The sequence below is a fragment of the Bacillus sp. JJ675 genome, from assembly GCF_036963165.1.
Taxonomy (GTDB): Bacteria; Bacillota; Bacilli; order Bacillales; family Bacillaceae; genus Bacillus; species Bacillus glycinifermentans.
The window spans coordinates 21,088-45,520 of sequence record NZ_JBALMR010000052.1; the positions used below are offsets into that span (position 1 = coordinate 21,088).

26 protein-coding genes and 1 riboswitch are annotated in these 24,433 nt (G+C 46.3%); of the genes, 23 read left to right on the plus strand and 3 right to left on the minus strand.

What is annotated here, in order from left to right; translation table 11 throughout:
- Positions 1–20: 20 nt before the first annotated feature.
- Positions 21–1,598, minus strand: a complete 1,578-nt coding sequence (serA, locus tag V7126_RS14275; RefSeq protein ID WP_046129846.1) for a phosphoglycerate dehydrogenase — start codon at positions 1,596–1,598, stop codon at positions 21–23.
- 235 nt (positions 1,599–1,833) lie between these two features.
- A riboswitch (FMN riboswitch) is annotated at positions 1,834–1,967 on the plus strand.
- A gap of 152 nt (positions 1,968–2,119) precedes the next feature.
- On the opposite strand from serA, the gene V7126_RS14280 reads away from it, so the two are divergent.
- Positions 2,120–2,704: an ECF transporter S component gene (locus V7126_RS14280; protein WP_046129847.1), complete on the plus strand. Its 585-nt coding sequence runs from the start codon at positions 2,120–2,122 to the stop codon at positions 2,702–2,704.
- A gap of 83 nt (positions 2,705–2,787) precedes the next feature.
- Here the strand turns inward: V7126_RS14280 and V7126_RS14285 are convergent, their stop codons facing one another.
- Positions 2,788–3,036, minus strand: a complete 249-nt coding sequence (locus V7126_RS14285) for a ferredoxin (protein ID WP_046129848.1) — start codon at positions 3,034–3,036, stop codon at positions 2,788–2,790.
- A 266-nt stretch (positions 3,037–3,302) separates the two neighbouring features.
- Here V7126_RS14285 and V7126_RS14290 point away from each other — a divergent pair, with 266 nt between their 5' ends.
- The 17 genes from V7126_RS14290 to fni all read left to right on the plus strand — a co-directional run bounded on the left by V7126_RS14290 (position 3,303) and on the right by fni (position 19,609).
- Positions 3,303–4,361, plus strand: a complete 1,059-nt coding sequence (locus tag V7126_RS14290; protein ID WP_046129849.1) for a helix-turn-helix domain-containing protein — start codon at positions 3,303–3,305, stop codon at positions 4,359–4,361.
- The gene (locus tag V7126_RS14295; RefSeq protein WP_046129850.1) at positions 4,354–5,850 is read left to right on the plus strand and encodes a RecQ family ATP-dependent DNA helicase; all 1,497 of its coding nucleotides are present in this window, start codon (positions 4,354–4,356) and stop codon (positions 5,848–5,850) included. Before V7126_RS14290 ends, V7126_RS14295 begins: the two co-directional genes overlap by 8 nt.
- The gene (locus V7126_RS14300) at positions 5,844–6,488 is read left to right on the plus strand and encodes a CPBP family intramembrane glutamic endopeptidase (RefSeq protein ID WP_046129851.1); all 645 of its coding nucleotides are present in this window, start codon (positions 5,844–5,846) and stop codon (positions 6,486–6,488) included. Before V7126_RS14295 ends, V7126_RS14300 begins: the two co-directional genes overlap by 7 nt.
- Complete coding sequence (locus tag V7126_RS14305) at positions 6,430–7,185, plus strand: LysM peptidoglycan-binding domain-containing protein (RefSeq protein ID WP_046129852.1); 756 nt, start codon at positions 6,430–6,432, stop codon at positions 7,183–7,185. The genes V7126_RS14300 and V7126_RS14305 overlap by 59 nt, the downstream gene beginning before the upstream one ends.
- A gap of 124 nt (positions 7,186–7,309) precedes the next feature.
- The gene (locus V7126_RS14310; RefSeq protein ID WP_046129919.1) at positions 7,310–7,699 is read left to right on the plus strand and encodes a YpbF family protein; all 390 of its coding nucleotides are present in this window, start codon (positions 7,310–7,312) and stop codon (positions 7,697–7,699) included.
- Positions 7,700–7,790: 91 nt separating this feature from the next.
- Positions 7,791–8,582 carry a metallophosphoesterase gene (locus V7126_RS14315; protein ID WP_046129853.1) on the plus strand — a complete coding sequence of 264 codons (792 nt, stop codon included), beginning with the start codon at positions 7,791–7,793 and terminating at the stop codon, positions 8,580–8,582.
- Positions 8,583–8,735: 153 nt separating this feature from the next.
- On the plus strand, positions 8,736–9,320 hold the full coding sequence (locus tag V7126_RS14320) for a genetic competence negative regulator (protein ID WP_046129854.1): 585 nt from the start codon (positions 8,736–8,738) through the stop codon (positions 9,318–9,320).
- A 192-nt stretch (positions 9,321–9,512) separates the two neighbouring features.
- Complete coding sequence (gudB, locus tag V7126_RS14325; protein ID WP_046129855.1) at positions 9,513–10,787, plus strand: NAD-specific glutamate dehydrogenase; 1,275 nt, start codon at positions 9,513–9,515, stop codon at positions 10,785–10,787.
- Positions 10,788–10,877: 90 nt separating this feature from the next.
- Positions 10,878–11,846 carry a YpdA family putative bacillithiol disulfide reductase gene (locus tag V7126_RS14330; RefSeq protein WP_048352952.1) on the plus strand — a complete coding sequence of 323 codons (969 nt, stop codon included), beginning with the start codon at positions 10,878–10,880 and terminating at the stop codon, positions 11,844–11,846.
- Positions 11,847–11,931: 85 nt separating this feature from the next.
- Complete coding sequence (locus V7126_RS14335; RefSeq protein ID WP_175077308.1) at positions 11,932–12,900, plus strand: asparaginase; 969 nt, start codon at positions 11,932–11,934, stop codon at positions 12,898–12,900.
- Between the two features lie 77 nt (positions 12,901–12,977).
- Positions 12,978–13,646 (plus strand): glutamic-type intramembrane protease PrsW, encoded by a 669-nt coding sequence (gene prsW / locus V7126_RS14340; RefSeq protein ID WP_175077309.1) that lies wholly within the window; start codon positions 12,978–12,980, stop codon positions 13,644–13,646.
- Positions 13,647–13,791: 145 nt separating this feature from the next.
- On the plus strand, positions 13,792–14,748 hold the full coding sequence (sleB, locus tag V7126_RS14345) for a spore cortex-lytic enzyme (RefSeq protein WP_048352915.1): 957 nt from the start codon (positions 13,792–13,794) through the stop codon (positions 14,746–14,748).
- 16 nt (positions 14,749–14,764) lie between these two features.
- Positions 14,765–16,117 (plus strand): germination protein YpeB, encoded by a 1,353-nt coding sequence (gene ypeB / locus V7126_RS14350; RefSeq protein ID WP_046129859.1) that lies wholly within the window; start codon positions 14,765–14,767, stop codon positions 16,115–16,117.
- A 127-nt stretch (positions 16,118–16,244) separates the two neighbouring features.
- Complete coding sequence (locus V7126_RS14355) at positions 16,245–16,421, plus strand: YpfB family protein (RefSeq protein WP_096891849.1); 177 nt, start codon at positions 16,245–16,247, stop codon at positions 16,419–16,421.
- A 79-nt stretch (positions 16,422–16,500) separates the two neighbouring features.
- Complete coding sequence (gene cmk / locus V7126_RS14360) at positions 16,501–17,181, plus strand: (d)CMP kinase (protein WP_175077310.1); 681 nt, start codon at positions 16,501–16,503, stop codon at positions 17,179–17,181.
- A 219-nt stretch (positions 17,182–17,400) separates the two neighbouring features.
- The gene (rpsA, locus tag V7126_RS14365; RefSeq protein WP_046129861.1) at positions 17,401–18,546 is read left to right on the plus strand and encodes a 30S ribosomal protein S1; all 1,146 of its coding nucleotides are present in this window, start codon (positions 17,401–17,403) and stop codon (positions 18,544–18,546) included.
- Positions 18,547–18,559: 13 nt separating this feature from the next.
- The gene (gene fni, locus V7126_RS14370) at positions 18,560–19,609 is read left to right on the plus strand and encodes a type 2 isopentenyl-diphosphate Delta-isomerase (protein ID WP_175077311.1); all 1,050 of its coding nucleotides are present in this window, start codon (positions 18,560–18,562) and stop codon (positions 19,607–19,609) included.
- Positions 19,610–19,775: 166 nt separating this feature from the next.
- On the opposite strand, the gene V7126_RS14375 is transcribed toward fni, so the two are convergent.
- The gene (locus tag V7126_RS14375) at positions 19,776–19,907 is read right to left on the minus strand and encodes a YpzI family protein (protein ID WP_335497662.1); all 132 of its coding nucleotides are present in this window, start codon (positions 19,905–19,907) and stop codon (positions 19,776–19,778) included.
- Positions 19,908–19,976: 69 nt separating this feature from the next.
- On the opposite strand from V7126_RS14375, the gene V7126_RS14380 reads away from it, so the two are divergent.
- The 5 genes from V7126_RS14380 (at position 19,977) to V7126_RS14400 (ending at position 24,170) form a co-directional block, all read left to right on the plus strand.
- On the plus strand, positions 19,977–20,579 hold the full coding sequence (locus V7126_RS14380) for a YphA family membrane protein (protein ID WP_046129862.1): 603 nt from the start codon (positions 19,977–19,979) through the stop codon (positions 20,577–20,579).
- Positions 20,576–21,475 carry a YIEGIA family protein gene (locus V7126_RS14385; protein ID WP_046129863.1) on the plus strand — a complete coding sequence of 300 codons (900 nt, stop codon included), beginning with the start codon at positions 20,576–20,578 and terminating at the stop codon, positions 21,473–21,475. The genes V7126_RS14380 and V7126_RS14385 overlap by 4 nt, the downstream gene beginning before the upstream one ends.
- The gene (locus V7126_RS14390) at positions 21,472–21,672 is read left to right on the plus strand and encodes a capping complex subunit for YIEGIA (protein WP_046129864.1); all 201 of its coding nucleotides are present in this window, start codon (positions 21,472–21,474) and stop codon (positions 21,670–21,672) included. The genes V7126_RS14385 and V7126_RS14390 overlap by 4 nt, the downstream gene beginning before the upstream one ends.
- Positions 21,673–21,804: 132 nt before the next feature.
- Entirely contained in the window at positions 21,805–23,115 is a 1,311-nt protein-coding gene (gene der, locus V7126_RS14395; protein ID WP_335497663.1) for a ribosome biogenesis GTPase Der, read from the plus strand.
- A gap of 14 nt (positions 23,116–23,129) precedes the next feature.
- A complete protein-coding gene (locus V7126_RS14400; RefSeq protein ID WP_046129866.1) occupies positions 23,130–24,170 on the plus strand; it encodes an NAD(P)H-dependent glycerol-3-phosphate dehydrogenase in 1,041 nt (346 codons plus the stop codon).
- Positions 24,171–24,433 lie beyond the last annotated feature (263 nt).

Sequence of the window (24,433 nt, forward strand, 5' to 3'; positions counted from 1 at the left end):
CTTCAGGGCTCCGCCGGCTGCTACGGCAGGTCGATGACCTTAACCGAAACGATATCGTCGATGTTTTTCAGTTCGTTTAAAATATCGTCTTCAAGATGGCGGTCGAATGAAAGCATCATGATCGCTTCGCCGCCTTTTTCTTTCCGTCCCACCTGCATTGTCGCAATATTGATGTTATGATCGCCGAGAATCCGGCCGACATGACCGATCATCCCCGGCTTATCCTGATGATGAATGTAGACAAGGTGACCGTTTGGATAGAAATCGATATCAAATCCGTTTAAAGCGACGATGCGTCCGCCAAAGTGCGGAATGTACGTTGCAGTTAAAGCAAACGTCGAACGATCGCCTGTTACTTTAACTGAAATGCAATTTTCATAACCGGATTCATTGGAAGAAATCTTTTCGCTGAAGCTGATGCCGCGCTCTTTCGCGACGGTTCCGGCGTTGACCTCATTGACCGTTGCAGCAACGCGCGGTTTCAGGAATCCGGCCAAAAGGCTTTTTGTAATAAATGATGTTTCTAGCTTTGCAATGGATCCTTCATAATGGATGGCCACATCTTTCACAGGCTCATTCATGCATTGGGATACAAGGTTTCCGATCGTATTGGCAAATTGATGGTACGGCTGGATCTTTTGGAAAGAGTCCTTTGTCATGGCCGGAAGGTTGATCGCTGACATTACAGGGTTTCCTTGCGCATACTGCAGAACTTCTTCCGATACTTGCGCCGCTACATTCAGCTGGGCTTCTTTTGTCGAAGCTCCCAGATGCGGAGTGGCAATCACGTTCGGGTGATCGATCAATTTGGAATCCACAGGAGGCTCGACTTCAAAAACGTCAAGCGCCGCCCCTCTGACATGGCCGCTTTCAAGCGCTTCAAGAAGGGCCGCTTCATCGATGATCCCGCCTCTTGCGCAGTTGACGAGACGGACGCCTTTTTTCGTTTTTGCGATCGTTTCCTTGTTTAAGAGGCCTTTCGTTTCTTTCGTCAGCGGTGTGTGAACTGTGATGATATCCGCGCAGGCGAGCACCTCTTCAAAGCTGTTGGCATTGACTCCGAGTTTGTCCGCTCTTTCCTGGGTCAGAAACGGATCATATACGTGGACCGTCATTCCGAACGCTTTGGCGCGGCTCGCAATTTCGCTTCCGATCCGTCCCATTCCGACGATGCCGAGCGTTTTTCCGTAAAGCTCTGACCCGACAAAAGCTGAACGGTTCCATTCGCGCGATTTGACGGAGATGTTCGCCTGCGGAATATGCCTCATTAGTGCAGAGAACATTGCAAATGTATGTTCCGCCGTTGAGATGGTGTTTCCGTTTGGCGCGTTCACCACAATTACGCCGTGCTTCGTCGCTTCGTCAATGTCAATGTTGTCAACGCCTACTCCCGCTCTCGCGACGATTTTCAATGAGGTCATCTTTTTAAACAGCTCTTCCGTTACCTTTGTTGCGCTTCTTACCAGAAGAGCATCAAAAGTATGCAGCTCGTCTTCCGCTTCCGCGACATTTTTTTGAACAATTTCAATAAAATCTGCTTCCATTAATGGTGCAAGTCCATCGCTTGACATTTTATCTGAGACCAATACTCGAAACATGTAAGATTTCCTCCTAAATAAACGTCATAAATATCTGATAATTTACCATATTACGAGAATGGTGTCAATGAGTTTCAAGTGTAAAAGACGAAAATTAAAAATGAAAAAAGTGTGAATGTGCGGATTTTAGACGGTGTGCGGGTAATGCATTCTGCTGATGAAAGAGACTTGAGCTTTCATCTGTACATTTCTTCACAACTACACTATAATAATATCGAAAATAAAATTTAATATGATCAATCTTCGGGGCAGGGTGAAATTCCCTACCGGCGGTGATGAGTTTTTTGCTCTAAGCCCGCGAGCCTTTATGAGGCAGGATTCGGTGAGATTCCGAAGCCGACAGTATAGTCTGGATGGGAGAAGATGGAGGTTCCTGCGTTTTGAAATACATATTTCGAAACGTTTATTTGACCTGTCTGTAAACGGCCCCGCTTTTGCAAAAAGCGGGTTTTTTGTTTGTGGACGGGGGCTAGAACCATTCCTCTTTTCGTGAGATGTGATCGAAAAGGAGAAAGAGACAAATGAAGCACAACAGAGTAAGACGTCTAGTGTCCATCAGTATGCTGAGCAGTATTGCATTCGTATTAATGATGCTGAGCTTTCCGATTTTGGGGGCGTATCCGTATTTAAAAATCGATTTCAGCGATATCCCGGCATTGCTTGCTGTCATATTATACGGCCCTGGCGCCGGAATTGCCGTTGAGGCGATTAAAAACGTGCTGAACTACTTCATTGCGGGAAGCGCATCAGGCGTACCGATCGATCAGACAGCGAACTTTGTCGCCGGAACGCTGTTTATACTGCCGGCCGCTTTTATGCTGAAAAAAACGAACTCTGCCAAAGGGTTTGCAGCTGCTCTTGTTCTGGGTACGGTTTTAATGGCCGCCCTGATGAGCATCTTGAATTATGTTCTGTTTATCCCTGCATACACTTGGTTCTTACATGCTCCAGCATTATCAGGGGGCGCACTGAAAACGACGATTATAGCAGGCATTCTGCCGTTTAATCTCATTAAAGGCCTTGTCGTGACATTGGTGTCCACACCGATTTTCCTTCAGCTGAGACCTTGGCTGAAAGAAAATGTACAGGTGGCAAGACAGCATTAATTAATACAACAAAAGCCCGGCATTCGCCGGGCTTTTTCATGAACATATCCGGCCGGAGACACTCTCGCCGGATATTGCTTTTTCTATTCGTGCTTCAGCGGGTCGCCTTCAAACGGCTCATCCGCAACTTTAATCGAGTCAGTAGGACAGCCTTCAAATGCGTCCATCATGTCTTCTTCCAGGACATCAGGCACTTCTACGACGCCTTGGTTGTCATCGAGCGTGACATACGCGATTCCTTCATCATCATAGTCATAAATATCAGGAGCCGCTGCACCGCAAGCGCCGCATGCGATACACGTATCTTTGTCTACAATTGTATATTTTGGCATAAATAAAAAACCTCCCAGATGGTTCTTCGTTGGAACAAATGGTTTTAACCCTCTATCGGTCCGATATGAAACCTATTCCCATTCCTTATTGTAATGGTGTTAATCCTACATTTCAACTTAAAAATATTGAGAATGCTTATCACACAAGGGTTCTACTGCTAACATGCCCCTTTTAGATGACTTTAAACGTCGATTTCTCTGCAAAATCTGTTAAAATAATAAGAAGAAAATATCGAATGTTGTCCTAAAAGAATGTAGGTGATGCTATGTCGGTTCATTTTTTTGACGCCGTTGTGCTGGACATTCTCACATCAATGCGGGGAGAACGGTCGCCGAGCGCCGTATATCATTTATTAAAAGGGAAAAGGTCATCACAGACGATTCAGGACGCCGGTTTATTTGCCGTCTCAAAGTATTTCGGCTTTTGTACGTCCCTTTCCCGAGATCGGTTGAATGGCAGTTTTCAAAAATTGCTGCGGGAATCTTTCATTACCGAAAAACACGAGACGGGCGCTTTTGCCGTCACTGAAAGAGGAGAAAAGGAACTGGAACGCTGCTTCCGCATCCATCCCTGGCCCCGGCATTTTCACGGCGCCTATTATCAGGCGGCTGCAAATATCATGTGGCAAAGGATGTCCCTTTTGATTCAAGTGCTGTCAAACAGACGGTATCGGGAGCGGTTTTATTTGCCGATCACAAAAGATTACCAGATTCAAAATTGGGTCAGGCGGTACTTAAGAAACCGGAATGCCGATGAGTTGGCAGCGCATTTTCATACGGAATTGAAGGAAAAGCTGTCAGCGTTAGATGACGACCGGCAGGCCGCCGTCTTTGTACATTCCCTGACATCGGCTGCCAAGATCGGCTTTACGTGTAAACAGCTTGCGGAAAAGATGCGTGAGGATGAATGGTACATATATGCTCTGTTTTGGGATGTTCTGCACTATTTTATTCAATCCGTTCAAAAGGGTGAAAGCCCGCTTTTTGAAACGCTGATCAAAGACATACCATTTAAAGACGGGCTCACGCAGTCGACAAGGAAAACGCTGTTTCTCATCAAAGAAGGAAAATCGATTGAGCGGATCGCGGAAATCCGAAAATTAAAAACGGCAACGATCGAGGATCACATCGTCGAAATCGCGATTCACGATCCGGCTTTTTCAATTGAAACATACGTGCCGGAAGAGGAACAAAGAATCATTGCAGATTATGCAAAACGCAATCAAACGAATAAAATCAGGCAAATTAAAGAAGGGCTCGGGGGCAGATACAGCTATTTTAAAATCCGTCTCGCCCTGTCGAAAACGGTGACGCGGCATGGATAAGCTTCATGAGGCTCTCCGCCGCCATTTCGGCTACACCTCTTTTAAAAAAGGACAGGAAGAAATCGTGAAAAGCGTGCTTGAAGGGCAGGATACGGTTGCGATGCTTCCGACCGGGGGAGGAAAATCGCTGTGCTACCAGCTTCCCGGGCTATTGACGGACGGAACGGTGTTGATCGTTTCCCCTCTCCTTTCTTTAATGGAAGATCAGGTGCAGCAATTGAAAATGCGGGGAGAGAAAAGGGCGGCTGCCTATAACAGCGCCTTAACCCATCAGGAAAAAGAATACATTTTAAAACAGCTCCACAGGCTTAAATTTCTTTATATATCGCCGGAAGCTCTCCAGTCTGAGCAGATGGTAAGGCGGCTGCAAACGATGAAAATCAGCCTTTTCGTCGTCGACGAAGCCCACTGTATCTCGCAGTGGGGGCATGATTTCAGGCCTGATTATTCGAAGCTCGGAGACATCAAAAAAAAGCTTGATAGCCCCGTCACACTGGCGCTTACAGCGACGGCGACAGAAGAGACGTTAAAGGACATCTCGCGCATGCTCGGGCTGAACGAAGTCCGCTATCTCATTCATTCGGTCGATCGGCCGAACATCGCCCTTCATCTCGAGGAGGTCCAGGATACCGCCGGAAAAAACGAAAGGCTGATTGAACTTGTCCGCAAGCTTCAAGGCCCCGGCCTCGTCTATTGTCCGACAAGAAAATGGGCCGAAGAACTGGCCGGAAAGATCGCCGAAGAGACGAGGATGAGAACGGAGTTTTACCACGGCGGAATGGACGCTGGCGACAGAATGCTGATTCAGCAGCAGTTTATCCGCAATCAGCTTGACATCGTCTGCTGCACAAACGCGTTTGGCATGGGAGTTGATAAGCCTGATGTCAGATATGTGATCCATGTCAACCTTCCGCAAACGATCGAAGCATACATGCAGGAAATCGGGCGCGCGGGCCGGGATGGGAAACAGAGCGTCAGCATCCTGCTGAAGGCTCCGGGAGATAGGGGAATCCAGGAACAGCTCATTCAGACAGAAGCTCTCACCAGACAGACAATCGACTTTTTATACGAAAAACTTGCCGATGTCCGGGACGAACGCGGCGCAAGGGAAAGCCTTGAGCAATCCGGCTTAACGGAAACACAGGCCCGGCATTTCTCCCATTTGTTTTTCAAATTTCGCCATTTGGGGAATAAGGCGAGAGAGCTTATTTATCAGGAAATGGACTTTAGAAGACAGCAAAAACTAAACAAAATGGCAGGCTTCGCACAGATCACAGAAAGCAAAGGGTGCTTTCGGGAAGGGCTGCTTTCTTATTTTAATGAAACCTTAAGCGCCGGAAAAAGCGGTAACACGGCATGCTGCACGCACTGCGGATTAAATCTTGAAGATTATGAAACTAAAGGAGATCATCCATTTATGAACCAACTAACAGCATGGGAAGAGGAATTGGATACGATATTTGCTGCCAGCCGTGATCGGATATGCTGAAAAAGCAGACAGAAATCATCAGCCGGCTGTCAGACAGGGAAATGTTGAGACAGCTTTATTTTTCCCAGCTTCTGATGCTTTGTACGGCGGTCTTGACGGGCGTCTTTTTGTTCGATGATATCAATGATTTTTTCTCGCTGTGGAACGTACGCGACATCAGAATTCTCACTTTCGGCGTGCCGCTTGCTGTTTTCGTCATTGCCGTTGACCTTGCAGTGATGAAATGGGTTCCCGAGCATATGTATGACGATGAAGGGATAAATCAAAAGCTTTTTCGAAGCCGTTCATACTTTCATATTGTCGTGCTCACCCTTTTCATCGCGTTCACTGAAGAAATATTGTTCAGAGGGATCGTCCAGACTCATCTCGGCATTTGGGCGGCAAGCATCATTTTTGCGCTTTTGCATTTTCGTTATTTGCGAAAATGGCTGCTCTTTGTCATGGTTGTTCTGATCAGCTTTTTGCTCGGGATCAGCTTTTTAAAGACGGATAATTTATTCGTCCCTGTCACGGCGCATTTCCTGATCGATGCTGCAAGTGCGTTTCAGATTCGTTTTCAACACGTAAGGAGGAGATTACATGGCGGAGATGTCGAGGATAGAGAGAAAGAAGATGGAGCGGGAAAAGGCTCAGGCTGAACTTGCCCTAAAAGCGCAAGAAGAGCCGCAATTCCCCGAAGAAGAGCTCCCCTCCAGACAGTCTTATCGTGAAAAAAAGAAAAACGGGAAAAAAAAGAATAAACAAAGGAATCCTTTATTTACCTCGCTTGCAGTCATATTTTTATTCATTCCAATCATCGTCTTCCTGGTGTTCATGTACATGATGAATCAAAGCGATACGAATCCTGACCAATATGACGATGTATTTTATGAAAAATCGAAAGATACAAGCTTTCTAGATGACCAGGCGGCTGATCAACTGGCGGACTCAACAGATCAAGCCGCCGCTCTTCAGGAGGAAAAGGCTGATCAAACAGAGGGAAAAGCTGATGACCAGCCAAAAAAAGAAGCGGCTGAAGAGCGGCCAAAAGACGAGAAAAAAACTGAGGACAAGCCGTCAAAAGTAGAAAAAAAAGTTCATAAACCTGCTGCAGCAGAGAAAAAAGCCGGGGAGAAGACCGCAATAGAAAAGAAAAATGTCGTAAAAGCGCCGGTTCAAAAGGCGCCCGAACCGAAAAAGGTGATTCAGCATACCGTTGGAGAAAAGGAGACCCTTTACAGAATCTCCATGAAATATTATAAAGACCGGTCGGGCGAGGAAAAAATCCGCAGTTATAATCAGTTGTCCGGCAATAACGTGTATGCGGGACAGGTGCTGAAAATTCCTTTTTATTAAGGCCCCCTGCATGAATGCGCCGACCCGTTCATATATATTGTACAAACAAATCGGACAAGGTGTGAGGAATGTGGGAAGCGCGCTTGATCAGCTGGACCGTTTTACCGATGAACCTACAAAGCAAATGCTCCGCGGCTTAATCAAAAGAAAAGAAAAGTATGAAAACTATCGAAAGCAATCGCTTAAGTGGCTCGTGGCAGCCGCGGTTTGCGCCGTATCGTTCTGCCTGTTCGCAGTTGGAAAAGGGCTTGGCCGAAACGGCATCCTTGCCGAATTGCTGAACGATTCCATTTACCTGTTTTGGATATTGGCAGCCGCTTTCGCATACAGTACGGCACATTATTTTAAAAAGAAGGAAGAGAAAGCGGAAGGGGATTTTCATAAACTGAGGTGTGAGATTATTCAGAAAAGCACCGATTTATGGCCTCAGCCCGAGGAATGGAAATCGAGGGAAACGGTCTTTAAAGTGATGAAACAGCACTATGATATCAATTTGTATTTTGAAAGCAAATAAAAAAGGGCTGACGTTTTCTTTTGTGAAGAGAAACGTCTTTTTTTATCAGGCGTCTTATATAAGAAAGAAAACAAGAATGGGGTATTCTCATATGATCTTTTTCGTCAGTTTCATTTCCGTTGTTTTCGTCTGCTTATCCGCTTTGATCTGGAAAATGTCAGCCATCGCCAAAGAAGACCGTGTAATGCACGCAGGTTTTTCGCTCGGGCGCTTGCGCGGAAAAGATCCGCTTAACGTCTTTTTTATTTCTGACATCCACAGACGCACGGTCAGCAGGGAAATCATTCAAAAGGTGAAGGAGCACGGCGTTCATCTCGTCGTGATTGGAGGAGATCTGGCAGAGCGGGGCGTTCCGTTCGCGAGGATTGAAGAAAATATCAAAAGGCTGACAAGTTTGGGAAAAACGTTTTTTGTGTGGGGAAACAACGATTACGAGATCAATCAGGCAAGGCTTGTTCGCCTGTTCAAAACATACGGTGTGACCGCTTTGCGCAATGAATCGGCTGTTTTCAACCACCGCGGGCAGATCGTGAATGTTTGCGGCGTGGATGACCTCAGGATCGGATTTGCCGACTTGCCGGAGGCGGTGCGGAATATTCATCCCGGCGCTCCGACTCTTTTAGTGTCACACAATCCTGGAATACACCATCAAATACATGAGGAGGACCGGATTGACATCATACTCAGCGGCCATACGCACGGAGGCCAGATTCGCATCGGCCGATTCGGACTATATAAAGAAGGCGGGACGGGAACGATTCATAGGACCCGCTATCTGATCAGCAACGGCTATGGAACGACAAGGCTTCCTTTGAGGCTCGGAGCTAGGCCGGAAACACATCTTATCAAACTGGCTCCAGTGCAGACAGACGGTTGCGGATAGGCGCCTGATCGGCTTTTTTTCCGAAAAGACGGCATAGTGCTTGTCTTCCGCTGAAACACGGTGTAAACTGGTATCAAAATTAAGAACCTATAACTCATCATCTCCATATAATAAGATAAATGATGTGTGCAAGAAGAGGCAGGAGGGAACGTTATGCGGCTTGAGCGTCTAAATTATAATAAGATTAAAATCTTTCTGACACTTGACGATCTGACAGACCGGGGGCTGACTAAAGAAGACCTTTGGAAAGACTCATTTAAAGTTCAGCAGCTGTTTAAAGACATGATGAACGAAGCGAATACAGAGCTCGGGTTTGAAGCAAATGGCCCAATTGCTGTTGAAGTGTATTCTCTTCAAGCACAAGGAATGGTCATCATTGTCACGAAAAACCAGGAAGCGGATGAAGACGATAATGAGTATGATGAGGATTATATAGAAATGCAGGTCAAGCTTGGCGAAAGTGTTGACATTATATATGAATTTCAAACGTTTGAACATCTGATTGAGCTGTCCAAAAATCTCGACAGGATCGGAATCCAGGGCGGGACGGTCTATCATTATGAAGGCCGGTATTTTTTGAGCCTCGATGATTTCGATTCCCATTCCGTTGACGGCGTGATCTCGATTTTGGCCGAGTACGGTAATCCGACGACCTTAACGATCTACAGACTTCAGGAGTACGGGAAGAAAATCATGGACAACAACGCCGTTCAGACCATTCAGACGTACTTTAAATAATTGGATGTCAAAAGATGTGCTGCTGTGTTAAACAGCAGTTTTTTTTGTCGAAAATAAGAATGTACAAAAATGATTTTTCTCGAATATTTTTTATGAAAACGGGCTGTTTGTCCTTTGCATGATTAGTGCAAGGGTGTATACTATTCTCTGAAAGGACAACATGCCAGAAAGACTTTAGGAGGTTAACTTATCATGGTAGCCGATCAAAACACCGGTCATACTGAGGAAAATGCACACGATGTTTTAAAATCAACGCAAACGGTGATACATAAGGCGCTTGAAAAATTGGGGTATCCAGAAGAAGTGTATGAATTATTAAAAGAACCGATTCGTTTTTTAACGGTTAAAATTCCGGTTCGCATGGATGATGGATCAGTGAAAATTTTTACGGGGTACCGTGCGCAGCACAATGATGCAGTAGGACCGACAAAAGGAGGCATCCGCTTTCATCCGGGAGTCACTGAAAAAGAAGTTAAAGCGCTTTCTATTTGGATGAGTCTGAAATGCGGGATCATTGACCTTCCATATGGAGGCGGAAAGGGCGGGATCATCTGTGATCCGCGGGATATGTCCTTTCCTGAACTTGAACGTTTAAGCAGAGGCTACGTCAGGGCGATCAGCCAAATTGTCGGACCGACAAAAGACGTGCCGGCTCCCGATGTATTTACCAATTCTCAAATTATGGCATGGATGATGGACGAATATTCAAGAATCGACGAATTCAATTCTCCGGGTTTCATTACCGGAAAACCGCTCGTTTTAGGTGGTTCTCACGGCAGAGAATCTGCGACAGCAAAAGGGGTTACGATTTGTATTAAAGAAGCGGCGAAAAAGAAAAACATCGATATTAAAGGGGCTTCTGTCGTTGTGCAGGGGTTCGGAAATGCGGGAAGCTATCTTGCGAAATTCATGCATGACGCAGGTGCAAAAGTTGTCGGCATTTCTGATGCATACGGCGGCTTATATGACCCTGAGGGTCTTGACATCGATTATTTGTTGGACCGCCGCGACAGCTTCGGAACCGTCACAAAGCTCTTCAATGACACGATTACAAATCAGGAGCTGCTTGAACTTGATTGTGACATTTTGGTGCCGGCCGCGATCGAAAACCAGATTACAGAAGAAAACGCGCATAACATAAAAGCGAAAATCGTCGTGGAAGCCGCCAACGGCCCGACGACTCTTGAAGCGACGCAAATTCTTTCTGACCGCGGTATTCTCCTCGTTCCGGATGTGCTGGCAAGCGCCGGCGGTGTAACGGTATCCTACTTCGAATGGGTACAGAACAATCAGGGCTTCTACTGGACTGAGGAAGAAGTCGAAGAAAGACTGGAAAAAATGATGGTCAAATCGTTTAACAACATTTACGAAATGGCGCAAAACCGCAGAATCGACATGAGGCTTGCCGCCTACATGGTGGGCGTCCGCAAAATGGCGGAGGCATCCCGATTCAGAGGCTGGATCTAAGCCCAACCATTTGCAACAACGCAAAAAATCTCCTATCATAAAATAGGAGATTTTTTTGATTTGCCGGACATGACAGGAGTTGAACGGAACATGAAAGAAGAAAAAGTGATCATTATCGGCGGGGGCCCCTGCGGGCTTTCAGCGGCCATCGCGATGCAGCAAATCGGAATAGAGCCCCTCGTTATTGAAAAGGGAAATATTGTGGACAGCATTTACCGTTATCCTACGCATCAAACCTTTTTCAGCTCCAGCGAAAAGCTGGAGATCGGAGATGTTGCATTTATTACCGAAAACCGCAAACCGGTCAGAAATCAGGCCCTGTCCTATTACAGGGAAGTTGCCAAACGGAAAAATATAAGAGTCAATGCTTTCGAAAAAGTTCATTCCGTAACAAAAACGGAAGATAACCGGTTTTTAGTCGAGACGTCGAAGGATGCGTATTTGGCCTCGTTTTGCATCGTGGCGACGGGATACTACGATAACCCGAACTATATGAACGTGCCGGGTGAAGATCTGCCTAAGGTTTTTCATTATTTTAAAGAAGCTCATCCTTATTTTGATAAAGACGTTGCAGTCATCGGCGGAAAAAATTCAAGCGTTGACGCGGCAATGGAGCTGGTCAAAGCCGGTGCGCGCGTGACCGTTTTATACAGGGGAACGGAATACTCCTCAAGCATAAAGCCGTGGATTCTTCCCGAATTCGTATCCCTTGTCAATCACGGGAAAATACGGATGGAGTTTCGCGCGGCCGTCAAGGAAATTACAGAGGATCAGCTGACTTTTACCATTGATTCAAAAGAAGAAATCACCATTAAAAACGATTTTGTGTTTGCGATGACGGGCTATCATCCGGATCACAGTTTTCTAAAGAAAATGGGGATTCAGATTGATGCGGAATCAGGCCGTCCGTTTTTCAACGAAGAAACGATGGAAACGAATGAAAAAGGCATTTTCATCGCCGGCGTCATCGCTGCCGGAAACAATGCAAACGAAATTTTTATCGAAAACGGGCGCTTCCACGGCGGTCTGATCGCCGCAGAAATCGCCAAACGGATATAAAAAGGAAGAGAGCATATTCTATATTTAGATGTGCTCTCTCTTTTTTTGCAGCAGCACAGATTTTGACGCAAAGGGGCATCCGAAGATGAAACATAAAGTCGCTCTTATTACGACAGGCGGAACGATCGCAAGCCGGAAAACCGAAAGCGGGAGGCTTGCGGCAGGCGCCATAAGCGGGACGGAGCTGGCCCGGATCTGCAAGCTTCCGGAAGATGTACAAGTTGACGTATATCCGGCATTGCAGCTTCCGAGCATGCACATTACATTTCACGACCTGCTGAAGCTGAAAAGCACGATAGAAAAGGCTTTCGAAGACGAAACGTATGACGGAGCCGTCGTCACGCACGGAACGGACTCGCTTGAAGAAACCGCCTACTTTCTCGATTTAACGATCAGCGATGACCGTCCGGTCGTCGTCACCGGCTCGCAGCGCCCGCCGGAAGAGCAGGGCAGCGACGCATATACGAATATCAGGCATGCTGTTTATACGGCATGCAGTCAGGATATAAAAGGAGCCGGAACGATTGTCGTTTTCAATGAACGGATTTTCAATGCGCGCTATGTCAAAAAGGTTCATGCGTCAAACCTTCAAGGCTTCGACGTATTCGGATTCGGATACTTTGGGATCATTGACAATGACAAAGTGTACGTCTATCAGAAACCGCTAAGGCGGGACGTCCATCGTCTAAAAAAACCTCTCCCTGTCGTCGACATCGTGAAAAGCTATCTTGACGCGGACGGGAAATTCATACGCGCTGCCGCTCAAGAAGGTGCTGCCGGAATCGTCCTTGAAGGCGTCGGAAGGGGACAGGTCACCCCGGAAATGGTGGCTGATATAGAGGCTGCTTTAAACAAGGGCATTCATATCGTGATCACGACGAGCGCGGAGGAAGGAGAAGTCTATACGACATACGACTATGTCGGCAGCAGCTATGATCTGGTGAAAAAAGGCGTCATTCTCGGAAAAGATTACGATAGCAAAAAAGCGAGAATAAAATTGGCGGTTCTTTTGGCCAGCTATGACAGCGGCATTAAAGACAGGTTTTGTTATTAGCCGCTGAATCCTTATCGATTTCAAAACATTGTGAATCATGGTAGGATAGAATGAGAAGAAAAGGAAAGAGGTTTCTCATGTTCGGAATTATCTCCGCAGGCGTCGCTCCCGGAATCGCATTGCTGATGTATTTCTACTTAAAGGAAAAGTACGAAACAGAGCCTATTCATATGGTCGTACGCCTTTTTATAGTAGGGGTTTTGCTCGTCTTTCCGACGATGTTTATCCAGTATGTTTTGGAAAAAGAAAACATTTCTGAGAGCAATTTTGTTATTTCATTTTTATCTTCCGGATTTTTGGAAGAATTTTTAAAATGGTTTTTGCTCATGTTCAGCGTCTACCAGCATGCCAATTTTGATGAACATTATGATGGAATCATGTACGGGACAAGCCTTTCGCTCGGGTTTGCCACATTGGAAAACATTCTGTACTTAATCGGAAACGGCGTCGAACACGCGTTCATGCGAGCGCTGCTTCCTGTATCAAGCCATGCCTTATTCGGCGTTATTATGGGCTTTTATATCGGCAAAGCCCGTTTTTCAAAAAGGAAGAAGCAGGCCGAGTGGCTTTGTCTGTCGCTTTTTATACCTGCCGCGCTTCACGGTCTCTATGACTACATCCTGCTGGCCCTCAGAAATTGGATTTATTTTATGCTTCCCTTTATGGCGTTTCTCTGGTGGTTCGGCCTCAGAAAAGCAAAAAAAGCACGTTCCGTCAATGTCGGAGAGCGTCCGCTCGATCTCTAAGCCGCCTGATAGAGGCGGCTTTTTTATTTTGCAAAACAAACAGTATCACCAGATTTTAATGGTGCTGAAACAGAAAGGAAAGCGTGTATAAAATCTGCCTCTCTACAAAAGATATGGATACAAAAATGCTGGAGGAGGCTTAAACATGAAGTCGAAAGGTTCTTTTTGTTTGAATGTCATTTTTTGTACGATGATGGCAGTAAGTCTTTCACTTCCATTCAGTCAAAAAAGCTCCGCCTTTACTGAACAGGTTATACAGCGGGGGGCGACAGGGGATGATGTGATCGAACTTCAGGCAAGGCTTCAATATAACGGCTATTATAATGGCAAAATCGACGGTGTGTACGGATGGGCGACTTACTGGGCTGTCCGGAATTTTCAGGACCGGTTTGGATTAAAGGAAACAGACGGTCTTGTCGGACCGAAAACAAAACAACATTTAGTCAATACGACAAAATACTACAGCGCTTATGTGCATGAACAGATTAGAAAAGGGAATAAGTTTACGCATTACGGTAGCATTCCGCTGAAATACCAGACGAAGCCTTCGAAAGAGGTGCAGCAGCAGGCGAGAAAAAGAGCGGAGGCCAGACAGCGCCAGCAGGCGGCGCCGAAGCAGTATGCGGCGCAAAAACAGCAGCAGAAGCAGGCGGCACCGGCGCCGAAGCAGGCAGCGCCAAAGCAGCAGAAAAAACAGGCGGCTCCGAAAAAATACGATGCCGCTGCGGCCAACATGCCGGGGGGTTTTTCAAGCAATGACATCAACCTGTTGGCGAAGGCGGTTTACGGCGAGGCCCGCGGTGAGCCGTACGACGGCCAGGTTGCGGTTGCGGCTGTTATTTTAAACAGGATCAACAGTCCGATTTTCCCGGATTCGGTTGCTGGCGTTATTTTCGAGCCGCTTGCCTTCACTTCCGTAGCCGACGGACAGATCTATATGACGCCGGATAAAACCGCGAAAAAAGCCGTGTTGGATGCCATCAATGGATGGGACCCTTCAGAAAATGCCTTATACTATTTCAACCCTGACACGGCCACAAGTCCGTGGATATGGGGAAGACCGCAAATTAAACGGATAGGCAAACACATTTTCTGTGAATAAAAGCGAGGTGTTATAAATGATCAGAGGAATTTTAATCGCCATTTTAGGAGTCGCCATCGTCGGAACGAGCTACTGGGGCTATAAAGAACACCAGGAGAAAGACGCTGTTCTGTTACATGCCGAAAACAATTATCAGCGGGCATTCCACGATTTAACGTATCAGGTGGACAAGCTCCACGATCAAATCGGCAGCACGCTTGCCATGAACAGCAAAAAAACCCTTTCCCCTGCATTGGCGGAAGTCTGGAGAACGACGTCTGAAGCGCACAACAACGTCAGCCAGCTTCCCCTTACATTAATGCCGTTTAACAAAACGGAAGATTTTTTGGCGAGCGTAGGGGATTTCAGCTATAAAACAGCGGTACGCGACCTTGATAAAGAGCCGCTGAATAAAAAAGAATACGCATCTTTAAACAAGCTTTATGAAAAATCGAAAGATATCCAGGACGAACTGCGCAGTGTCCAGCATAAGATCATGGGCAATAATTTGAGGTGGATGGACGTTGAGCTTGCGCTTGCATCAGGCCAAAAACAAAGCGACAACACGATTATTGACGGCTTCAAAACGGTGGAAAAAACCGCAAACGGGTTCTCAGAATCCGATTTTGGCCCGGCAACGATGACAAACGTGAAAAAAGAAGAACAAGGGTACAACCATTTAAAAGGGAATAAAATAACCCAAGCCGAGGCGAAAAAGATTGCGCAAAAGTTTGCACCGGATAAAAACTATAACATTAAAGTAGCGAAAAGCGGCAAGAGGACGAACAAGGACGTCTACACGGTCAGCATGCAGGATCCCGACCAAAAATCCGATATTTATATGGACATCACCGCAAAAGGCGGATATCCTGTTTACCTGATTCAAAACAAAAAAATCAAAGATCAAAAAATCAGTTTGAACGATGCATCAAACCGCGCGCTTCAATTTTTGAAAAAGAACGGCTATGAGACACGCGATCTCAAAATGGATGAAAGCTCGCAATACGACGGTGTCGGCGTTTTTTCATTCGTTCCCGTTCAAAACGGCGTGTGGCTCTATCCTGACAGCATCCGCATGAAGGTCGCACTCGACGACGGGGAAATCGTCGGTTTTTCCGCGAAGGATTTTCTGACTGCCCACAGAAAAAGGAATCTTCCGAAACCGAAATTAACGCCGGAAAAAGCGAAAGCGAAGCTGAATTCGAATGTAAAGGTTCAGGAAACGCGCCTTGCCCTGATTACAAATGAAGCTTCCCAGGAAGTCCTGTGCTACGAATTTCTCGGGACGATCGAAAACGACACATTCCGCATGTTCCTCAATGCGAATGACGGCACTGAAGAAAAAATCGAAAAGATGAAAAATGTAGAACCGATATATAAAAGTTTGTAAAAACGAAAGGAAAAGGCGGTCAGGTGCCTTTTCCTTTTTGGCATTCGGAATAATTAGCCCTGAACATTTCCATACTGAAGGTATGGAGGCCCGTTAACGGCCCTGCGATATTCGATGGAGGAATTCTATGAAAACATTTGAGCGTTTATTATTAAAACTGCTCATCGTTCAAGGCGTTGTTCTATTATCCGTACAGCTTCTTTTTCATTTTTCACAGGCTGAACCGTATTTGTCGAAGGTTGTGCAGTATGAAGGCGTAAATAAAACGAATATCGGCGAATGGATCGAGACATTTAAGCCGTAAATCGTATGAAAATCTCCCCTTTTTCGCTTAGAACATGATACAATCCTATAAGGAGTACCAGAGAGCAAGGAGAGGAATTATGGAAAAGAAATTATGTATCGCAATCGACGGTCCAGCCGCAGCCGGAAAAAGCACCGTGGCAAAAATCGTGGCCCGCAAAAAGTCTTATGTTTACATCGACACCGGCGCCATGTACCGGGCCATTACGTATTTGGCGCTGCAAAAAGGCGTGGATCTGAATGATGAGGCAGCCTTGACAGAGCTGCTCCAAAAATCGGCAATCGATCTTACGGTTTCCGAAGATGGGGCGCAGAAGGTATATATTGCGGGCGAGGATGTAACTGAAGCGATCCGGATGGACGAAGTCAGCAACCAGGTTTCCATTGTCGCCAAGCACAGAGGAATCCGCGAAGAGATGACGAAAAGGCAGCAGCAGCTTGCCGAAAAAGGCGGAGTCGTCATGGACGGCCGTGATATCGGAACCCACGTCCTCCCTGATGCAGAGGTGAAAATTTTCCTGCTGGCATCAGTCGAAGAACGGGCAAAACGCCGCTTTGAAGAAAACGTCAAAAAGGGGTACAATGTGAATTATGAAACGCTTGCAGAGGAGATCCGGCGGCGCGATAAACTTGATTCCGAGCGGGAGATTTCCCCGCTGAAAAAAGCGGATGACGCGCTCGAAATCGACACGACTTCATTGTCCATCGATGAAGTGGCCGGGAAAATCCTGCAAATTGTAGACAAAAAGGCTCAAAAATAAAAAAATCGGGCAAATTATTTTTTGTCCGCATGTTTTGACTTGACAAACACATGCTTTTATTAGAAGTTAGTAATAATAAATCATTTTATAGAACATTCAAAATATCCATTTTTGAATGGTTCTTTAATACATATTCGGCTGTCCGGATTGATGTGACATTCAGTTCGGTATAACCGTTTTACAAAAGCTGTGCAGGTTTGGACCAAGGAGGTTATTGAAATGACAGAGGAAATGAATCAAATTGATGTTCAAGTACCAGAGGTTGGAGATGTGGTGAAGGGAATTGTGACAAAAGTTGAGGACAAGCATGTTGACGTTGACATTCCCAACTGCAAACAAACCGGCATTATTCCAATCAGTGAATTATCAAGTCTTCATGTTGAAAAAGCATCAGATGTCGTCAAGGTAGACGATGAGCTTGAATTAAAGGTAACAAAAGTGGAAGACGACGCTTTGATTTTATCTAAACGTGCTGTTGATGCAGACCGCGCTTGGGAAGACCTAGAGAAAAAGTTTGAGTCAAAAGAAGTTTTTGAAGCCGAAGTAAAAGACGTCGTCAAAGGCGGTCTTGTCGTTGATATAGGCGTGCGCGGGTTTATTCCTGCATCACTTGTCGAAGCGCATTTTGTGGAAGACTTTACGGATTATAAAGGAAAGACCCTTTCGCTGATCGTCGTTGAGCTTGACAGAGATAAAAACCGCGTGATTTTGTCACACCGTGCGGTTGTTGAAAAAGAACAGTCAGAAAAGAAACAGGAATTCCTGCAAACGCTTGAAGCAGGGCAGGTTCTTGAAGGAAAGGTTCAGCGCCTGACAGACTTCGGTGCTTTCGTTGACATCGGCGGCATTGACGGACTTGTTCATATTTCCCAGCTTTCACATTCCCATGTTGAAAAGCCGTCAGACGTCGTTGAAGAAGGACAGGAAGTAAAAGTGAAAGTGCTCTCCGTCGACCGCGACAACGAACGGATTTCGCTGTCCATTAAAGAAACGCTTCCCGGACCATGGGCCAATATCGGTGAAAAAGTGAAGCCGGGAGACATTCTTGACGGAAAAGTTCAGCGCTTGGTAAGCTTCGGGGCATTCGTAGAAGTGCTTCCTGGCGTTGAAGGACTCGTTCATATTTCCCAAATTTCAAATAAACACATCGGAACGCCTCACGAAGTGCTTGAAGAGGGTCAAGACGTGAAAGTCAAAGTTCTTGACGTCAATGAAGCAGAAGAGCGGATTTCTTTAAGCATGAAAGAGCTCGAAGAAAACGATAAGACAGAGCAGGAAGACTACCGCCAATACCAGGCGAAGGAAGAGTCTTCAGGCTTCCAGCTCGGAGAAATTTTCGGAGATAAGCTGAATAAACTAAAATAAATTGGTGATGATGGTGACGCGAGCAGAGAGAAAAAAAGCACACATTGAACACGCCCTGTCCACGGGACAAAAGCGCCTGACAGGGTTCGATGATATCACGTTTGTTCACGTCAGCCTTCCGGAAACGGCATTGTCACAAATTGATACTGCAACAAAAATAGGCGAACTGTTCTTAAGTTCGCCTATTTTTATCAATGCGATGACAGGCGGAGGAGGACAGACTACGCTTGAGATCAACAGAGCGCTGGCTAGAGCCGCTGCAGAAACGAACATACCGGTTGCTGTCGGATCGCAAATGTCCGCTTTGAAAGACCCCGGCGAACGGCCTTCTTATGAGGTTGTCAGAAAGGAAAACCAGAAGGGCCTCGTTTTCGCTAATTTAGGAAGCGAAGCGACGGTAGAACAGGCGCAAAGAGCAGTAGATATGATCGAAGCAGACATGCTTCAGATTCATCTCAATGTCATTCAGGAAATCGTGATGCCGGAAGGTGACCGCAGCTTTTCCGGACGACTGCGCCGAATTGAGGAGATTTGCAGCACTGTCGGCGTCCCCGTTTCTGTAAAGGAAGTCGGATTCGGGATGAGCAGGGAAACAGCTGCCAAGCTGTTTGAGGCGGGGGCTGCTGCGGTTGATGTCGGCGGCTACGGCGGAACGAATTTTTCTGAAATCGAAAATTTGCGCAGGGATAAAGCGGTTGATTTTTTTAACCAATGGGGCATATCAACGGCTGCCAGCATTGCAGAGGTGAGTTCCGCTTTTCAGAACCGGGCGGTGATCGCCTCAGGAGGAATCCAAAACGCCCTTGACCTTGCAAAATCGATCGCCTTAGGAGCTTCGGCGGCCGGAATGGCCGGATATTTCCTTAAAGTGCTGACATCGTCCGGCGAGGATGCTTTAGTTAAAGAAATCGCCGGCCTCATAAAGGATCTCAAAAGAATCATGACGGTATTGGGCTGCCGAACGATAGAAGAGCTAAAAAAATCCCCTCTCGTTTTAAAAGGGGATACGTATCATTGGCTGAAAGCAAGGGGAGTCGACCCTTCAACCTACAGCATGCGTTAAGCCGTGTACCGTGAGACATTGTAAAACTCCTCCATGCGCTGACAAGAGGCAAAGCAGCGTACGGAGGAGTTTTTTTGTTTATCGGAACCCCATAAGGAATCTGCCCGTCATCACGGGCGGATCAAACCTTTTTGCCCAGGCGGTTTATCTTTAGGACGTCGGCCGTTTATGGATTTCGCCTGCGCGCTTCTTCTGCACTTTCAAGGGAGGTAGCCCCATTATGGCTGATGGACTGATCGCGGTCAGATTCGGTGCGCCTTTGTTTCTTCAATTTCTTTTCCTGCCTGTCTTTTCCCAACGTATGACCCTCCTTATCGATGTTTAAAATGTCTTTCATCCCCCCATACTAAACATGGAGGATGAAATGATGGAAGAATTCTATTATTATTGGTCGATGTGGTTTTTGTGGGTTTTGACCACTTTTATTCTTGAGAAAAACAAAACCCGTTTTTTTACCTCGGCATTTATTTTGCTCAACATCATTTTAAGTATGTATCAGGTGCGACTCGTCTTGTTTTTTAATGCCGCCTATTTGCTGTTTTACGCCGGTGCTTATATGCTCGGCGGGTATGCGGCGATCCATAAAAACATGAGGTGCTTGCTTTTGCATCTTTCAATGGTGTTTGCTTACGGATTTTTGTTTCTTTTTGCATTATATGATCCTGTTTGGTTTATCCTAAAGCCTGAGTGGCTGATCATCATCCTGTTTGTGATCATGACCGCGGCATTTGAAAAAAGCTTCGTGAACCGCCTGGCGCTGTTTGTGCTCGGAATGTGCCAGGGAGAGCTGCTGTATTCGCTCATCATCAGGAAGCTTTATGATGGCATGGTTGTCGGAGGATATTCGTGGCTTTCAATGTGTTCGGCGGGCATTGTTTTGCTTTACGGCGTCTCCCAGTACGAACGTCTCGTCCATCAGATTCACCAAAAATGGAAGCGATTGAACAAAGGAGCAACAAAAATGTCATGAGTCAATTTACCTATCCGATCATCCTCGGTATTATCGCCGGGATTGTCGTCAGAGTGTATATGCTGAGGACGGATTACCGCCAATATCCGACTTATCTTCACGGGAAAACGATACATATTGCCCAGGCGATGATCGCTGCTGCAATCGGAGCGGTCATCATTCCGTCCATTTTAAAATCGGATTATACAGCCATTACGTTTTTGACGCTGGCTGCGACCCAATTCCGGGATGTCCGCAATATGGAAAGGGAAACCTTGACACAGCTCGACGGCTATGAGCTTGTATCAAGAGGGAGCACGTACATAGAAGGGATTGCGATCGCTTTTGAAAGCAGGAATTACATCGTCATTTTTACATCGCTTCTGACGACTTTGGCATACATCCTTTTTAAATCCGTATGGGCCGGGCTTGGGACGGCGCTCATCTGTATTATCATCGGCCGAATCTTGATGTCAGGAAGTTTTATTAAGCATATTGCAGACATTGAACATAAACCGTTGCACTTTGACGGCCAGGGGCTTTATGTAGACGATATTTACATTATGAACATCGGGATTCCCGAAAAGCAAAAGCTCATTTTGGAGCACGGAATGGGCTTTGTCCTGAAACCGAAAAATTTTAATTCAGCCGTCACCCTCGCAAATCTCGGACAGCGGCAGGCTATCTTGTTTGATGTGTCAAATGTGCTCGGGGTGTACCGCGATTCAGGCGAGCCGTCCCTTACGCCTTTGGCAAAAAGGGATTTAAATGACGGACGGGTTGCGATTTTCGTTCTTCCTGCCATTAAGGATAAAAAGACGGCCATCAGGGTGATCGGGGACGTTCCGACGCTGGAAAACGCGATACGCCTCCCGATGGAGTTTATAAAAGAAAAGCATGGTAAGGTGATCCGATGAGCGATTCGATTTCACTTCAAAACTATATTTTGGCGGTCGTCACGACAAGGAAGGACCGCGTCATTGGCGGAACAGCCGTGTTTTATTGCGATGATGCCGAAGAAATGAACAAGTATGCCAAAAATCTCGAAGCCATTCTAGACGGAATCGCTCACGGGATAGGAGATGACCTCTTTTTGATTGTGAAACATTTTTAATTAGAGTTGTGATCTCTTTAGAAATTGATATAATATATGAGTTAAGCCCTTCTGTATAAGAAAAGAAGGGTTTCTTTCTTCACGATGAATATTGAAAAGAATGCTTTGAAGAGACTTGAAAGGAAGGGTACTATGGGAAAACCTGTCGTAGCCATAGTTGGAAGGCCCAATGTTGGGAAGTCCACAATCTTTAACAGGATTGCGGGTGAAAGAATTTCGATTGTGGAAGATACACCCGGTGTGACCCGGGATCGGATATACAGCTCGGCCGAATGGCTGAACCATGAATTTAATCTGATTGATACCGGCGGAATCGAAGTCGGAGATGAGCCGTTTTTGGCGCAGATTCGCCACCAGGCTGAAATCGCCATCGAGGAAGCCGATGTGATTATTTTTATGACAAACGGACGCGAGGGTGTCACGGCGGCCGATGAGGAGGTGGCCAAGATTTTATACCGGACAAAAAAACCGGTCGTTCTGGCGGTCAATAAAGTCGATAACCCGGAAATGAGAGCGAACATTTACGATTTTTACTCGCTCGGCTTTGGCGAGCCGTATCCGATTTCCGGTACGCACGGTCTCGGTCTCGGCGATTTGCTTGACGCTGTCAGCGAGCATTTTAAAAACTTGCCTGAGACGAAATACGATGATGAAGTGATTCAATTTTGCCTGATCGGACGGCCGAACGTCGGCAAATCGTCGCTTGTCAACGCCATGCTTGGGGAAGAGCGCGTCATCGTAAGCAATATTGCCGGAACGACGCGGGACGCCGTTGACACGAAATTTACGTACAATCAGCGCGAATTCGTCATCGTGGACACCGCCGGAATGAGGAAAAAAGGAAAGGTATATGAGTCAACAGAAAAATACAGCGTTCTCAGGGCGTTAAAGGCGATCGACCGTTCAGACGTCGTAGCTGTCGTCTTGGATGGCGAGGAAGGCATTATTGAGCAGGATAAGCGGATTGCCGGCTATGCCCACGAAGCCGGGAAAGCCGTCGTTATCGTTGTAAACAAATGGGACGCTGTGGAAAAAGACGAGCGTACGATGAAGGAATTTGAACAAAATGTAAGGGAACATTTTCAATTTTTAGACTATGCGCCTGTTTTGTTCATGTCCGCATTGACCAAAAAGCGGATCCATACATTGATGCCCGCCATCGTCACGGCAAGCGAAAACCACGCGATGAGGGTGCAAACCAACATCCTTAATGATATTATTATGGATGCGGTCGCCATGAATCCGACGCCGACCCACAACGGGCAGCGCCTAAAGATTTATTATGCGACCCAAGTGTCGGTCAAGCCTCCGACTTTTGTCGTTTTTGTCAATGATCCGGAGCTTATGCACTTTTCTTATGAACGGTTTTTGGAAAACCGGATACGGGACGCATTCGGTTTTGAAGGAACACCCATCAAGATTTTTGCAAGAGCAAGAAAATAAAGAGGTGTAATGAAATGACTAAAGTAGCAATGCTAGGGGCCGGAAGCTGGGGAACAGCATTGGCGCTCGTTTTGGCGGACAACCAGTACGATGTGTGCGTATGGGGGCATCGCGAAGAACTGATACGGCAAATCAATGAACAGCATGAAAACAAAGACTACCTGCCAGGCGTCAAACTGCCTGAAAAGGTTTGCGGAACGACGGACTTGCAAACGGCATTGACCGATGTGAAAACGATCATCGTCGCCGTTCCGACGAAAGCGATCCGCGAAGTTCTAAAAAAGGCGATTCCTTTTATCAAACAAAAGGCAATTTTCGTCCATGTATCAAAAGGCATCGAGCCTGATACGCTGCTGAGAATTTCGGAGATGATGGAAGAGGAAATCCCTGAGGACATGAGGGAGGATATCGTCGTCCTTTCCGGCCCGAGCCATGCCGAAGAAGTCGGATTGAGACACCCGACAACTGTAACCGTTTCGGCGAAGAAATGCCTTGAATCTGCCCAGGCGGTACAGGATATGTTTATGAATCAGAATTTTCGCGTTTATACAAATCCGGATATCATCGGCGTTGAGATCGGCGGCGCATTAAAAAACGTCATTGCCCTTGCCGCGGGAATCGCAGACGGCCTCGGGTACGGTGATAATGCGAAAGCCGCGTTGATTACGAGAGGACTGGCCGAAATTGCCCGTTTAGGCACGAAAATGGGCGGAAATCCGCTAACGTTTTCCGGACTTACGGGAATCGGAGACCTGATCGTCACCTGCACGAGTGTCCATTCACGAAATTGGCGCGCCGGTAATATGCTGGGTAAAGGCTTCAAACTTGAAGAAGTTCTGAATGAAATGGGGATGGTCGTTGAGGGGGTACGCACAACAAAGGCGGCATATCAGCTTGCAAAGAAGTATCATGTCAATATGCCGATTACAGAAGCCTTGCATAAGGTTTTGTTTGACGGCAAAAAAGTTGAGACTGCTGTCGAATCATTAATGGCAAGAGTCAAAACCCACGAGATGGAAGATCTTGTGAATACATTCGAAAACCAAATGAAATGACCGGCACACCATATTTTCCGCTCTCCTGCAGTTTGTTTTAAAAACTGAAACATTTTGGAGACCTGGGCAAGAGAGGATACATTTGTCCGAAGGCTTGCATAAAATAGAATCGAAGTCTGGAAGAGCTGTATCTTATCATTTGGGTTATATAGTCATCATTATCAAGCCTGAAGCAAAGTCCCCCTCTTTGCTTCAGGCTTTTTTTTTTTGCGGTTTTTGTTGCGCTTCAAAAATTGGAAAAGCTGTTTGATATGCTCCCCTAA